The following is a 13,567-nucleotide window of genomic DNA, read 5'->3' as shown; positions in this document are numbered from 1 at the left end:
GCATTGGCGGTAAAGCCCGCTTCATGGATTCGACTCCCATCCCGATCTAATTTAATCAGGATCACAGATCAATGAGCAGCCTCTCTTCGCCGGTCGCCGTGCCGTCCGGTGCGACCGGTCCTGCCCGCAAGATCGGGCCGGCGCCCGGTCATGAACGCGTGAGCGCCGGGCAGGCCGGCGCGCTGAATATGCTGGCGCTCGGCCCGGACCGGCAGACGCTCGACGAATGGGCGGCGGCCGGACTGACGACCCCCGACCTGCCGGCGCTGCGGCGCTATCGGCTTGCTCGAGTGCGCGAACAACTGGTGAGGAACGACTACGCGGGCGTACTCCTGTACGACCCGGTGAACATCCGCTATGCGACCGACAGCAGCAACATGCAGGTCTGGGCCCTTCACAACGCATGCCGCTACGCGTTCGTGCCGGCTGACGGCCCGGTGATTCTCTGGGAGTTCGACCATTGCGATTTCCTCAGCGATCACACCGAATCCGTCGACGAAATCCGTCCGTGTGTGCCGTGGTTTCATTTCTGCGCGGGCGATCGCGTGGCCGAACACGTGCAGCGCTGGGCCGCTGAGATCGCAGCCGTCGTGAGCGAACACGGGGGCGGCAACCGGCGCCTCGCGATCGACCACTGCAACCCGGAAGGCGTGGTAGCGCTGGAGCGGCTCGGCATCGGCATTCACAACGGCGAAGCGCTGATGGAAGAGGCGCGGCGCATTAAATGCGAAGACGAAATTCGTGCGATGCGCTGCGCGATTCATGCGTGCGAACGGGGTATGGAGGTGATGCATCGTCATCTGCAACCGGGCGTCACCGAACAGCGTCTGTGGAGTTATCTGCATGCGGAGAACATTGCGCGCGGCGGCGAGTGGATCGAAACGCGGCTGCTCGCGTCCGGTCCGCGCTGCAATCCGTGGTACCAGGAGTGCAGCAGCCGGGTGATCGAAAACGGCGATCTGGTCGCGTTCGATACCGATCTGGTCGGCAGCTATGGGATCTGTGTCGATACATCGCGTACCTGGCTATGTGGCGGCGACGCGCCGGCGCCGGCGCAGCGGGACATCTACCAGCGCGCATACGCACAGGTTCAGCACAATATCGCGCTGCTGCGTCCGGGGCTCACGCATTACGACCTCGCGCACCAGGCGATGCGCTATGCGCCGGAGCAGTTTCGTCACTACTCGTGCCTTTATCACGGCGTGGGACTGTGCGACGAGGCGCCTTATATCTACTTTCCGGAATCGTGGCAGACGTGGGGCTATGACGGTGTGATCGAACCGGGCATGGTGTTGTGCGTCGAGAGTTACGTCGGTCGAACCGAAGGCGGTCCCGGCGTGAAGCTCGAGGAGCAGGTGTTGATCACGCAGACCGGACACGAAGTGCTGACCCGTTACCCGTTCGAAGACCGGCTACTGTCGGTTTGATTGCCGGCTCGATACGCGATCGTCCCTTTCACCCCCGCTCGACAACAAAAATGAATACCGCCGATTTGATTGGGATTTTCGGTGTCATCTGCTATCAGATTGCCTACGCCGGCATGCAACTCGGTTTCCTGCAACGCGAGGACCGGGGATATCTGATCCTCAACCTGCTGGGCCCTTGTTGCTTGCTCTATTCGCTGATCATTCACTTCAATCTGGCCGCCGCAATCAGTCAGGTGTTGTGGCTCGTGTGGAGTTGCATCGGGATCGCGAAGCTCAATCGTACCCGGCGGCGGGCTGGCTTAGCGGCGCCTGGAAACTGCGCGGGTATGCCGTCTTTGAGCGCGGCGGCGCCGCTTGCCGGTCCGCAGCAGGAAGTTCTCCCCGCGCTTCGGATCGAGCCGGACGCTGTGCGAAGAGGTGATGCGGAAATACGCTGAAGAAAATTCAGACCGACCCTTTCCGCCGCCGCAAACAATCCGACGGCGATTCCCCGAAGTGCTTTTTATACTCGATCGAAAAGCGCCCGAGATGAGCGAAGCCCCACCGCGTTGCGATTTCCGTGATCGACGCATTGCCGGACCCTTGCAGGTCGAGCAACTCTTCCCGTACGCGCTCGAGTCGCAATTGGCGTACGTAGTTCATCGGGCTCATCCCGTAGTAGTTTTTAAAGCCCGCGAACAAGCTGCTCGCGCTCACGCCCGCATGTTCCGCGATCTGTTCGATCGTCAGCGGTTCATGCACGTTCGCGCGTATGAACTCCTCGACCCGGCGCACGAAAAACGGTGCGAGCGTGCCGGCCGGACGGCGTATGCCGTCGCGGGCGGTATTGGGCTGGCCGTAGATCAGCGCATTGATCAACGTCGATTCGAACTGACTGAAGGCGAGCGGATTCGTCAACGGGTGATCGCGCATGCTCATCGCGTCCGCCAATAGCGGCAGCAGTTGCATCAGGTAAGCACCGCCGGGCGAGGCCAGTTGCAACTCCGGTTCGAACTCCACCGGGCGGCTAAAAGCGTCGCCGAGATGCCGTTCGCAATGTTGCTCCAGCGCGCCGCGCTCGACCCGCAGAATCACCTGCGGGCACGCGTCGCCCCAGCGCATCCGTAGCGGCAAAGATGGCGAAACCAGCGAAGCTGTCTGCGGACTGGAAACGAAGCGCCGGTTGCCGCATTCGATTTCCGCGCTGCCCTGAAGCGGGACCTGCAGCAGAAAAAAGTTTTCCAGCCTCCCCGGATCGATCACGACTTCGCTGCCGTAATCGAGCAGATTCAACGACACGTCGCCGAGCCGCGCGTGATGCATGCGTCCGAGCAGACCGTGGTGGCCCGTCACCACCGAAAGTCCGTGCGGCCTGAAGATTCTCCCGACGATTGCCCGCACTTCTTCCAGGTCGGTCGACTGCATCAACAGGTTGTCGCGGTTGAAGCAGGGCGCTGTTGCGAGCCTGTTCGCGTCCCCACCGCTGTTCGACCGATGCTCCACCAAGATGATTCTCCAGGTCCAGGCTTACGCGCGGGTTTCACCGCGCATGACATGCAACGCTTCGATGCCGGTGTCGCCGTATCCGGGCAGGCGACGGGAACAACCGGATCTCGACCATTTCACCACATCCTAAAAAAGCGCTATCCGGTTCGCATCGGCATATACCCGGCTTGATCGCGGCGTGGCAGCAAGTATCTGGAGTTATCGGACAGCGACCGTAGTTCCCGGATAGCCGCTGGCGTGGGCGGGTACCGAGCGGGGCCGGTCAGTTGAAATGGTGCACGTAGCGCAGAATCACCCGCGTACCTTCCGGCCGGTTGCGCGCATCCGCCTCGAAATACGCGTTGAACATCAGGTGATCGTGCTGGGAGAAGCTGTACATCGCGCCCGGCCCGATCGCCCAGACTGCTTCGCGCTGGCCGGGCACGCTTTGTCCATTGACCTTCAGATCCGAAATCTGACGCAGCCAGTAGCCATTCAAACCGATCCGCAAGCCCGGCATCACCTCGTATTCGGTCGCGAGATTCGCGTGCAGCGCCTGGCCGGCCTGCGATGAACTCGCGTCCGCGCCGAGCCCCTGATACGGGCGATTGTTGCTGGCGTTCCACAGATAGTGGAGCCGCCAGGACACCGTCCATTTCGAATTGATCCACAGTGTTGCGGCCCAGTACGGATCGATCGACCAGAAACCGCTGCCCGGATTGATCGCTTTGCTGGGGTCATACGCGCCGGTCGGCGCAATGATCTGGAATTCGAAACGATGCACGAAACGGGGACCGTCCGGGCCCATCACCGGATCGAACTGGATGAACGGTCCGATCAGGATATCGCCGAAGCCGGTGCGCGAGTTCAGCGCGACATTGCCGAGGCCGTCGTCGGTATGCGCCGACGCGACCCACGGCAGAATCACGTCGAGTCTCGGATGCGCGCCCCCGATCTTGAACGGCGATTGATAAACCAGTTGCGTCAGGCCCGCGAAAACATCGATGTTCTGCTTCGGCAACGCGACCTTGTTACCGGCATTGTCGTTGATGCGCCCGGCCGTGTAGTACTCGAGATACTGCGTGCCATACCAGCCCGGACCGGCGGGCGGCGCGCCGTCGAGAAAGCTCGTGAAGCCGAGGTTCAGGTTCGGCAGATCGCTGGCCGACGCCGCGGTATGGCAGGTCAATCCGAACGCCGCGAGACAGGCGAGCAGCACGCGGGAAGCGCGTCGTTTCATAGGGTCTCCTGTGTTGTTATAAGGGCTGCGAAGTATCGGCTTCAGGCAAGGGCCGGATGATCGGCCACCGCGCCGTACTGCCCGAGATGGAAAACCAGCGGCGCGTGTCCGCCCGCTTCGAAATGCTCGATCTGGCCGACGAAGATCAGGTGATCGCCGCCTTCGTGCTGCGCGAGATTGCGGCACACGAAGTGCGCGCTGCAGCCGTCGAGCACCATCGCGCCGCCGAGGCTTTCGCGGCAGGCGACGCCGGCATATTTGTCCGGCGACGGCTTCGCAAAGCGGCGCGACAGTTCGATCTGATGTTCGGCCAGCACGTTGATCGCGAAATGCCCGGCATCGACGAAGTCCACGCAACTGGGCGAGTTCTTGCCGATACTCCACAGCACGAGAGGCGGATCGAGCGACAGCGATGCAAACGAGTTCGCGGTCAGTCCGATCTTGCGGCCGTCGCGCGCGGCGGCGGTGATGACGGTCACGCCGGTCGGATACTGGCCGAATGCGTTGCGCAGCTGTCGCAGCGCATTGGCCAGATCATCCGGATTGGCGGCGGCGGGCGGGGTCGCGGTCGGGGCTTCCAGGGCTTGGGACATGAGCTTTCTCCTTGGTCGTTGTGGATGCGTCAGGCGGCCTGCGCGGCGCGCGCCGCGTGTTCGCCGATCACGGCCGCGCACGCGGCGGGATCGAACCACCAGGGCGAGAACGTGCGCGGGTCGTCGAAACCGTTGGCAATCAGCGAGGCCAGCGACGGAAACTGGCCGGCCGCGCCGAGCAGTTCGAGAATGTGCGGCGGGGGCGGCGTGAGCAGCGAGTTGGTCCACATGACGACCGCTTGCGCATACGACCAGTAGCGCTCGAAGGTCTGCTGCATCCAGTCTTCGCTGAACGCGGCGCCGCTGCGTTCGAGAATCGCGTCGAGATAGACCTTCGTGCACTTCGCGGCATTGTTCGACCCCTGGCCCGTGATCGGATCGTTGACGACGATCGCATCGGCCATCCCGAACACGGTCTTGCCGGACGGCAGCCGGAAGTAAGGATTGCGTACGGTGGGCGCGAAACGGCCGGACAGCACGCCGTTCGGATCGGTCAGCTCGACGTTCGCGCAGCGTTCCGCTTCCCAGGGAAGATACTTGCGAAGCAATGCGAGGCTCGTCGCGAGATGCTGTTCCGGCGTCTTCACGTCGCCCCAGCAATCGAACGGGCCGCCGGGAATGCCTTCGAACACCATGATTTCGCACGGGCCGGTCGTGGTCAGCGCGGGAAACACGAAATATTCGCCGACGCCCGGAATCAGATTGAAGCGCACACGCGAGTACGGCGCGGAAGGCGCCATGCCCTTCACGTAGGTCAGCGCCAGCGCACGCTGCGGCTTGTCGAACGGGCTGCGTTGCGGATTGCGGCCCAGCAGATTGACGATCTCGCCTTTGCCCGCGGCCAGCAGCACGAGATCATGAGTTCGGGCGAGTTCTTCCATTTCGGGCACGCCGACATCGCAGATCCGTACGTGGGCGCCGCGCTGTTCCACGGCTTCGAGCCAGGCCGACATCTTGACGCGCTGGTCGACCGACTGCGCATGGTTAGTCAGGGGTGCAGACCAGTCGATCAGCTTCGTACCGGGCACCTCCGGGTGCGGAATCGCGAGACCGATGCCTTCGACCGGCGGGCACTGATCGTCCCACCAGTTCAGCCCGAGGTCGCGCTCGATCTGCAGCGACGTATTGAACATGCACTGACTCGACATGACCTTGCCGGTGCGGATTTGCTGCGCATCGCGATTGGTGGCGAGCGTGACCTCGTAATCGCGTTCGAGCAGTGCGAGAGCGAGTTGCAGGCCCGACTGGCCTGCGCCGACGATGGCGACTTTTCTCATGATGGATACCTCGATGTGAATAACGGTTGAAAGCGCGGTCGCAAAAGCCGCGCGTTGGATTTATTCGGCCAGCCGCGGAATGGCCGGGCTCGCCTGCTCGGGGCCCATGGCCGAATAGCCGCCGTCCACCGCGTAATCGGCGCCCGTCACGAAGCTCGCGGCAGCGCTGCACAGGAACGTGACGACGTGCGCGACTTCCTCCGGATTGCCGACGCGTCCAAGCAGATGAAACGGCGCGGCCACGCGATCGGTTTTCGCGCGATCGCCATGCGTGAGTTCGTCCATCACGCGCGACCACGTCCAGCCGGGCGAGACCGAATTCACGCGGATGCCGTCCGGCGCGAGGTCCATTGCCATGCTGCGGGTGAGGGCCTTGAGCGCGGCTTTCGACGTCGGGTAAAGCCAGCGTCCGGTCTGCGCGCAGCCGGCCGAGATCGAGCTGAAGTTCACGATCGAACCGCCGCCGCGTTCGACCATGTACGGATGCACGAGCTTCGCGAGCACCACCGCCGAGATCACGTTCACGTTCATCGCCGCGAGCCAGTCGTTGCGGCTCGCCTGGATGCCGTTGTCCACGTAGCTGCACGCCAGGTTGACGAGGATGTCGATGCCGCCGAACGTGGCGGCGACGTTGGCGACCGCCTGCTCCAGCGCGCTGTCGCTGGTGATGTCGGTTTCGATGAAGAGACCGTTGGGGCCGAGTGCTTCGGCCACCTGGGCGCCGTTGCGCGCGTCGATATCGAGTACGGCGACACGGGCGCCGGCGGCGGCCAGATCTTTGGCGACCGCCGCGCCGATCAGCGTGGCGCCGCCGGTCACGAGCGCGGTCTTGCCTGCGAGTGAGGTCATGATTGCGTCTCCGTTTGTTAGTTGGTGTGGGGTGTGTGGTTGAGGTCAGCGCGCGTCGTTGACGGCGACGCTGTCCCGCCAGCGCGTCATCAGCGTGTTCGACGGCACGGTTTCGTCGAGCAGCTTGCGTGCTGTATCGACACCGGTGGTCGGCAGCCCGCGCGGATCGAGCAGGCCGATCTGCACCAGCACGCTGGCCTGGTCCCAGTAGATGTGCTCGTGATAGAGCTTGTTGCCGCGGAACTTCACGACTGCGAGCAGCGGAATTTCGACGCGCTTGCCGGTCGGCGCGACGCCGGGCAGCATCCAGTCGATCTCGGTGCTATGGGTGAAGCAGAACAGCATTTCGTCGACGATCTGCGTCGCGCCGATCGTGCGGGAAATCGGCGTAATGGCGGTATCGGGCGGATTCGCGTGCACGAAATGGTGGCGGTAGAAGCGCTTTAACTCCGTATAGCCGACACCGCCCGTCAATGTCGGGATGTGGTTCACGTAGGGCTCGGCCACCATCGTGGCCATCGTCGCGTCGACGTCGCGGGTCGCGAATTCGTGGGCGAGGTGCTGGTCCCATAGCGCCGACAGGTCGTAGTGCGGGCCCATCGACCGGCGAAAGGCGGCGACCGCGCGCTCATGCGCGATCATCGCCGCGGGTTTGTCGTAATGCTCGCCGCCGCTGCGAGCGAACGCGTGATCGACGCCTGGGTAGACGTGGACCTCGATGTGGTCGTTGCCCGCGAGCGCGGTCGCGATCTGCTGCTGCGCTTCGGGCGGGCAGAAGCGATCGAGCGCGGCGAGGTTCAGCACCAGCCGCCCTTTGATTCCAGCGGCTTCGTCGAGCGCCCGCTCGATGCCCACGCCGTAGTAGCTGACCGCGCAAGCAACGGGCAGACGGCAGGCCGCCAGATAAGCGAGTTTGCCGCCGAGGCAGAAGCCCAGCACGCCGGTCTCGCCGTCGCACTCGGGCAATTCGCGCAGCACGTCGAGTGTCGAGGCGATATCGGCGACGCCTTTGTTTTCGTCGTACTGACGATACAGTTCGAACGCACGCGCGAAATCGGCTTCCGTATAACCGAGTTCGATACCCGTTTCGACGCGCCAGTACAGGTCGGGCGCCAGTACCGTATAGCCTTCCTCCGCGTAATAGTCGGCGACGTCCCGAATGGTCTGGTTGACGCCGAAGATTTCCTGGCACAACACGATGCCGGGGCCGGTGCCGCTCGCCGGCGTCGCCAGGTAGGCACGGAACGCGCGGCCGTCCGGTGCCGGAATTTCTATGTATCGTCCTTTCATGAGAGCCTCTCTGTTTCGTTGTGCTTGAGTGGCTCCAGTGTTCGGCGACAAAACAATGCGGGCTATCCGTTTCATTCAGCGGATATCCACGGAATACAAAAACCTCGGGTCAGGACGCAGGCAATCCTGTTACTAGCCGGTGACGGGGCGCCCCTTCAGCGAGTTGTGGATTTCGGCATCGGAACATGCCAAAGTGCGATCAAGCCGTGACCTATTGAGGTGAAGCGCACCCCAGATGCGCGATTCCCGTCCTATAGTTGTTCGATGCGGTTCGGAGCACCGGCACATGTCATCAAGACGTTAATCCCACGATCAGGGAGCGCAACGCAATGGCAACTTCCCGCTTTGTTCTGTTCATAGCACGTGGTATCTCCGCTCGAACGTATGGGCTCGCGTTGGCCGCGGGAATCGCCGTAACGGTTGCCGCTTGCGGGGGCGACAACCTCACGTCGAACGAGCCGGCCTATGCGACGGAGGCGCGCCCGCAGATCAACGCGATGCTCGCCGATACTTTGACTTCCGGCGCAGTCGTGTACGTGCAATCGCCGCAAGGCGAGTGGCTCGAATCGTTCGGAACCGCGCAGAGAGGCACGAATACGCCGATTCCGGTCAACGCGCATTTCCGTGTCGGCAGTGTGACGAAAACCTGGACCGGCACGGTAATCCTGCAACTGGTGCAGGAAGGCAAGCTGGCGCTGACCGACCCGGTCAGCAAATACGTGGCGAACGTACCGAATGGCGACCAGATCACGATCGCGCAGTTGCTGGAAATGCGCAGCGGTCTCTACAACTATTCGACCAACCTCGCGTTCAATCAGACGCTCGACGCGCAGCCGAACAAAGTGTGGACCACGAACGAATTGCTCGACATCGGCTTCAGTCAACCGGTGTATTTCGCGCCTGGCGCCGATTTCCGCTACTCGAACACGAACACGGTATTGCTCGGGCTGATCATCGAACAGCTAACCGGGATGAGTGCGGCCGACGCGATCAAAGCGCGTCTTTTCACGCCGCTCGGTTTGACCGAAACGTTCCTGCCGCCGCAGAACGATACGTCGCTGCCCGCGCCGGCGCCGCACGGCTACCAGTGGGGCACCAATGTCGAGACGATCGATAGCGACGAGCTGTCTCCCGCGCGTCAGGCCGCCGCGAAGAACGGCACGCTGCAACCGGCCGATGTGACGTCCGCGAATACGTCGTGGGCGTGGACCGCCGGCTCGGGCATTTCGACCGCGAAAGAACTGGCGGCCTACGTGCAGCGGATGGTGGGCGGCGGCTATCTGAACGCTGATTTACAGGCGCAACGGCTCGCGAGTTGCCAGTCGGTGGATCCGTCGAATCCGAATGCCGCGAGTTACTGCCTGGGCCTTGCCCGATTCGGCACGTTCTACGGACACACGGGCGAAATACCCGGCTTCAATACGTTCATGGGCTACGATCCGGCGACCAAAACGACGATCGTTACATGGGCCGCGACGGCCGCGGCGCCGGATGGCCGCTCGCCCGCGAACGAGATCGCGCGGATTCTGATGGCGGAACTCAGCAAGGCGGCGGATATTCCGGACGAGGGGCGGCCTTAACGGAAGGAAATAAACCGGCGGGCAATGGCCGCGATTGCATGCCGGTTTCGCGAGGCGTGTCTGCGCGGCGGTCCATTGCCGCGCAACCCGGGCTCAGCCGTTTTCCGCTGCCGCCTGGGTATCGCGCGACGATTCGGCCGCCGGCGCATCGATACCATCGCCGGCTTGCGCTGGCGGACCGCTCGCCAACCCGGGCCGCAACATCAATCCACCGAACACGCCCGCCACCGCCGCAAAGATCGCCCCGACCAGAAACGCGACGTGATAGCCGCTATTGAGCGCGACGGTCGCGTCCGCCGAAGCAGTCATCGCTTCGCTGCGCGCGGCCGCGAGACTTGCGAGCACCGCCAGCCCGAGCGCGCCGCCCATCATGAACGACGTATTCACGATCCCCGACGCGAGCCCCGAATCGGCCGGATCGACGTCGCTCATCGCGGCGAGTAGCAGTGGGTTGAACGCGACACCCGCGCCGATGCCGAGCAGCACCATGCCGGGCAACACATCCACGACGAAGCTGCCGTCCACCGGCGCCCGCGCGAACAGCGCGAGCCCGGCCGCCGCGAGCAGCAAGCCGGCCGAGAGCGGCCGGCGCAGCCCGAAGCGCATCACCACACGCGCCGACAGGCCCAACGAAAAGAACGCCATGATCAGATTCGCGGGCAAAAACGCGAGGCCGACCTGCAACGGCCGATAACCGAGCACGCGTTGCAGATACAGCGCCGAGATGAAAAACCACGCGAACATCGCGGCCGCCCACAGCACGCCGACCACGTTCGCGGTCGCGACGTTGCGCAGCCGCAGCAAGCCCAACGGCATCAACGGATGTTCGACGCGTGCTTCGAGCAACAGGAATACCGCGAGCAATAGCAGTGCGACGCCGAGCAGCCCCAGTGTCTGCAGCGAGGTCCAGCCCACCTCGTTGCCGTTGACGACCGCATAGACCGCGAGCATCAGCGACGCGGTGATGCTGACCGCGCCGGCCACGTCGAGCCGTTCGCCGTGCGCGTGTCCGCGCGCGGCCGGCAGCAGCGCGACGCACAGCGCGTAGACCGCGATGCCGATCGGCAGATTGACGAGGAAGATCCAATGCCAGCTGAGCAGGTTGGTCAGCAGTCCGCCGAGCAGCACGCCGATACTGCCGCCGCCCGCGCAGACGAAGCCGTACACGCCCATCGCTTTCGCGCGCTCGCCGGATTCGGTGAACAGATTCATGATCAGCGACAGCGACACCGCTGACACGATCGCGCCGCCGAGCCCCTGCACCGCGCGCGCGGCGATCAGCAGAAGCTGCGAGTTCGCGAGCCCGCAGGCGAGCGACGCGAGCGTAAACAGCGTGATGCCGCCGAGAAACAGCCGCCGGTGCCCATACAGATCGCCGAGGCGTCCGCCGAGCAGCAGGCAGCCGCCGAACGTCAGCATGTACGCATTGACGACCCACACGAGCGAGGTTTCGCTGAAGTGCAGATCGGCGGCGATCGACGGCAATGCGACGTTGACGATCGTCGTGTCGAGCACGATCATCAGCACACCCAGGCACAGCACGATCAGTGCGAGCCAGCGTTGTTTGCCATGCAGGGAATGAGTCATGCGGGGCGCTCCTGTGCCGCGACGCGTCGGGCGGAAGCGGCCGGAATCGAAGGAACGAGGTGAAATGGACGGATTCGGGGCCGGGCCGACGACGATCGGTTTTCGAGTCTAGCACCGGGCTATGGGTCGGCCAACCACGAAATCCGGTCCGGCGGCGCGCGCCGCGATGCAGCGCGTGCCTTTGCCAAATGAGGCCGACTCGAACCCGCTCAATCGCCGCCAAGAATCTCGTACTTGCCGCCGCGCTCCAGCGCGCGCTGATACGCGGGCCGCGCGTGAATGCGCTGCAAAAACGCGGCAATCGCGGGCAATTTTTCGGCCACGCCGCCGCGCGCGCTCGCGGCTTCGAGCGGAAAGCTCATCTGCACGTCGGCCGCGCTGAAGTCGTTGCCGGCGAACCAGCCGGTCTTGCCGAGTTCCTTGTCGATATAGCCGAGATGCAGCCGCAATTGCGGATCGACGAAACTCGCTTGCAGCGTCGCGGCGATCTTGCGCGCGATCGGCTTCGCGAAGAACGGCATCGGCGCGCCGGCGATGCGCTGCGCGACCAGCTTCAGCAGCAGCGGCGGCATCGCCGAGCCTTCCGCGTAATGCAGCCAGTATGTGTAACGCAGCCGCTCCGGCGTGCCCGGCGGCGGCGCGAACCGTCCGGCGCCGTATTTATCGATCAGGTATTCGACGATCGCACCGGACTCGGCGATCGTTTGCCCATCGTCGGTAATGACGGGCGACTTGCCGAGCGGATGCACCGCGCGCAACTCGGGCGGTGCGAGCATCGTTTTCGGGTCGCGCTCGTAGCGCTTGATCTCGTAAGGGATGCCAAGTTCTTCGAGCAGCCACAGCACGCGCTGCGAGCGGGAGTTGTTCAGATGATGGACAGTGAGCATAGGGCGGCGGTGGTTGGCGGATGAAGCCTCACATCATAGTGAGCTTGCGCCGAGGCGGGGCTCTAGTCTTTGACGCTCGCTTGAGCTCGCCGCCCTCGTGCTCAGACCTTCGATTGACTACCCATCAGCGTATTCGACGGCAAGGTTTCGTCGAGCAGCTTGCGCGCGCTTTCGATGCCGGCGACCGGCAGCCCCTTCGGATCGAGCAGCCCGACCTGCACCAGCACCGACGCCTGATCCCAATAGATGTGCTCGTTATAGAGCTTGTCGCCGCGGAAGCACACCACCGCGAGCATCGGTACTTCGAAGTACTTGCCGGTCGGCGCGACACCCGGCAGCAGCCAGTCGATCGCGCAGCTATGCGTGCAGCTGAAAATGAATTCGTCGACCACGCGATCCGAGCCGATCGTGCGCGAGATCGGAATCAGCTTCGTATCGGGTGGATTCGAGTTGACGAAGTGATGCGTGTAGAAGCGCTTGAGGCGGTCGTGGCCGACGCCGCCCGTCATCGTCGGCACGTGGTTCACGTAGGGCTCGGCGACCATCGTCGGCATGACCGCTTCGACGTCGCGCGTCGCGAACTCGTGATAGCAGTGCGCTTCCCACAGCTCGTTCAGATCGTAGACCGGGCCGAGTACCTTGCGCAGCAGCGCGAGCGTGCGCGAGTACGCCATCATCGCGGCGGGCTTGTTGTATTGCGGGCGCTGCGGCGCGGCGAACGCGTGATCGCAATCGGGGTACACGTACTGCTCGATCTGCGGGCGCGTGCGCAACGCGGCGCTGATCCGCTCGCGCGTTTCGGGCGGGCAGTGCGCATCGTTTGCGGCGAAGTGGAACACCATCGGGCAGCAGATCGAGCGCACGTCGTCGAGCAGGTCTTCGAGGCCGACGCCGTAGTAGCTGACCGCGCAATCGACGTCGGTGCGCGCGGCGGCCAGAAACGCGAGCTTGCCGCCGAGGCAAAAGCCGACCGTGCCGACCTTGCCCGCGTGTTCGGGCAGCGCGCGCAGCGTTGCGATGGTTGAGGCGATGTCGTTGACCGCGAGATCGGCGTCGAACTGGTTCAGATAGCCGAGCGCCTGCTGCATGTCGGCGTCGCCGTAGCCGAGATCGATCCCCGGCTTGATGCGCCAGAACAGGTCGGGCACCAGCACCACGTAGCCTTCTTCGGCATAGCGGTCGGCGGTCGCCTTCATGGACTCGTTGACGCCGAAGATTTCCTGCAGCAGCACGATCCCGGGGCCGGAGCCTTGCTCGGGGCGCGCGACGTAAGCGTTGAAATGGCCGCCGTCCTCGGCGGTGATTTCGATGAAAGAGCCGGCCATGCAGTTGTCTCCCATATACGGATTGCGGTCGATCCGGGTAAGCGCATT

The 13,567-nt window shown here is 63.8% G+C and carries 12 protein-coding genes; 3 read left to right on the top strand and 9 right to left on the bottom strand.

Annotation, left to right across the window (positions count from 1 at the left end; translation table 11 throughout):
• Positions 1-71 precede the first annotated feature (71 nt).
• Entirely contained in the window at positions 72-1,427 is a 1,356-nt protein-coding gene (locus BTH42_RS09250) for a Xaa-Pro peptidase family protein (RefSeq protein ID WP_083654716.1), read from the top strand.
• A gap of 50 nt (positions 1,428-1,477) precedes the next feature.
• Positions 1,478-1,864 carry a hypothetical protein gene (locus BTH42_RS35380; protein WP_075298149.1) on the top strand — a complete coding sequence of 129 codons (387 nt, stop codon included), beginning with the start codon at positions 1,478-1,480 and terminating at the stop codon, positions 1,862-1,864.
• 7 nt (positions 1,865-1,871) lie between these two features.
• Here the strand turns inward: BTH42_RS35380 and BTH42_RS09240 are convergent, their stop codons facing one another.
• From BTH42_RS09240 to BTH42_RS09215, 6 genes are all read right to left on the bottom strand, one after another.
• Positions 1,872-2,831, bottom strand: a complete 960-nt coding sequence (locus BTH42_RS09240) for an AraC family transcriptional regulator (protein ID WP_083654721.1) — start codon at positions 2,829-2,831, stop codon at positions 1,872-1,874.
• A gap of 343 nt (positions 2,832-3,174) precedes the next feature.
• A complete protein-coding gene (locus BTH42_RS09235; protein ID WP_075298147.1) occupies positions 3,175-4,131 on the bottom strand; it encodes a transporter in 957 nt (318 codons plus the stop codon).
• Between the two features lie 41 nt (positions 4,132-4,172).
• Positions 4,173-4,724: a flavin reductase family protein gene (locus tag BTH42_RS09230; protein WP_083654715.1), complete on the bottom strand. Its 552-nt coding sequence runs from the start codon at positions 4,722-4,724 to the stop codon at positions 4,173-4,175.
• Positions 4,725-4,753: 29 nt separating this feature from the next.
• Positions 4,754-6,001 carry a styrene monooxygenase/indole monooxygenase family protein gene (locus BTH42_RS09225; RefSeq protein WP_075298145.1) on the bottom strand — a complete coding sequence of 416 codons (1,248 nt, stop codon included), beginning with the start codon at positions 5,999-6,001 and terminating at the stop codon, positions 4,754-4,756.
• A gap of 60 nt (positions 6,002-6,061) precedes the next feature.
• The gene (locus tag BTH42_RS09220; RefSeq protein ID WP_075298143.1) at positions 6,062-6,850 is read right to left on the bottom strand and encodes an SDR family oxidoreductase; all 789 of its coding nucleotides are present in this window, start codon (positions 6,848-6,850) and stop codon (positions 6,062-6,064) included.
• Positions 6,851-6,895: 45 nt separating this feature from the next.
• Positions 6,896-8,140, bottom strand: a complete 1,245-nt coding sequence (locus BTH42_RS09215; protein ID WP_075298141.1) for a dienelactone hydrolase family protein — start codon at positions 8,138-8,140, stop codon at positions 6,896-6,898.
• Between the two features lie 329 nt (positions 8,141-8,469).
• On the opposite strand from BTH42_RS09215, the gene BTH42_RS09210 reads away from it, so the two are divergent.
• The gene (locus tag BTH42_RS09210; RefSeq protein WP_075298139.1) at positions 8,470-9,720 is read left to right on the top strand and encodes a serine hydrolase; all 1,251 of its coding nucleotides are present in this window, start codon (positions 8,470-8,472) and stop codon (positions 9,718-9,720) included.
• A gap of 93 nt (positions 9,721-9,813) precedes the next feature.
• Here BTH42_RS09210 and BTH42_RS09205 read toward each other — a convergent pair whose 3' ends face one another.
• From BTH42_RS09205 to BTH42_RS09195, 3 genes are all read right to left on the bottom strand, one after another.
• Positions 9,814-11,307, bottom strand: a complete 1,494-nt coding sequence (locus BTH42_RS09205; RefSeq protein ID WP_075298137.1) for a DHA2 family efflux MFS transporter permease subunit — start codon at positions 11,305-11,307, stop codon at positions 9,814-9,816.
• Positions 11,308-11,516: 209 nt separating this feature from the next.
• A complete protein-coding gene (locus BTH42_RS09200; protein ID WP_075298135.1) occupies positions 11,517-12,194 on the bottom strand; it encodes a glutathione S-transferase family protein in 678 nt (225 codons plus the stop codon).
• Between the two features lie 101 nt (positions 12,195-12,295).
• Positions 12,296-13,519: a dienelactone hydrolase family protein gene (locus BTH42_RS09195; protein ID WP_075298133.1), complete on the bottom strand. Its 1,224-nt coding sequence runs from the start codon at positions 13,517-13,519 to the stop codon at positions 12,296-12,298.
• Positions 13,520-13,567: the final 48 nt, after the last annotated feature.

It is taken from the genome of Burkholderia sp. SRS-W-2-2016, assembly GCF_001931485.1.
In the GTDB taxonomy this organism is placed as follows: Bacteria; Pseudomonadota; Gammaproteobacteria; order Burkholderiales; family Burkholderiaceae; genus Paraburkholderia.
The sequence above is the reverse complement of the archived record's forward strand: the minus strand, read 5'-3'. Positions and strand labels throughout refer to the sequence as shown.

Excerpts from the sequence above, each read along its gene's own strand:
- BTH42_RS09250 (WP_083654716.1), top strand. The coding sequence starts at position 72 with ATGAGCAGCCTCTCTTCGCCGGTCGCCGTGCCGTCCGGTGCGACCGGT.
- BTH42_RS35380 (WP_075298149.1), top strand. The coding sequence starts at position 1,478 with ATGAATACCGCCGATTTGATTGGGATTTTCGGTGTCATCTGCTATCAG.
- BTH42_RS09240 (WP_083654721.1), bottom strand. The coding sequence starts at position 2,831 with ATGCAGTCGACCGACCTGGAAGAAGTGCGGGCAATCGTCGGGAGAATC.
- BTH42_RS09235 (WP_075298147.1), bottom strand. The coding sequence starts at position 4,131 with ATGAAACGACGCGCTTCCCGCGTGCTGCTCGCCTGTCTCGCGGCGTTC.
- BTH42_RS09230 (WP_083654715.1), bottom strand. The coding sequence starts at position 4,724 with ATGTCCCAAGCCCTGGAAGCCCCGACCGCGACCCCGCCCGCCGCCGCC.
- BTH42_RS09225 (WP_075298145.1), bottom strand. The coding sequence starts at position 6,001 with ATGAGAAAAGTCGCCATCGTCGGCGCAGGCCAGTCGGGCCTGCAACTC.
- BTH42_RS09220 (WP_075298143.1), bottom strand. The coding sequence starts at position 6,850 with ATGACCTCACTCGCAGGCAAGACCGCGCTCGTGACCGGCGGCGCCACG.
- BTH42_RS09215 (WP_075298141.1), bottom strand. The coding sequence starts at position 8,140 with ATGAAAGGACGATACATAGAAATTCCGGCACCGGACGGCCGCGCGTTC.
- BTH42_RS09210 (WP_075298139.1), top strand. The coding sequence starts at position 8,470 with ATGGCAACTTCCCGCTTTGTTCTGTTCATAGCACGTGGTATCTCCGCT.
- BTH42_RS09205 (WP_075298137.1), bottom strand. The coding sequence starts at position 11,307 with ATGACTCATTCCCTGCATGGCAAACAACGCTGGCTCGCACTGATCGTG.
- BTH42_RS09200 (WP_075298135.1), bottom strand. The coding sequence starts at position 12,194 with ATGCTCACTGTCCATCATCTGAACAACTCCCGCTCGCAGCGCGTGCTG.
- BTH42_RS09195 (WP_075298133.1), bottom strand. The coding sequence starts at position 13,519 with ATGGCCGGCTCTTTCATCGAAATCACCGCCGAGGACGGCGGCCATTTC.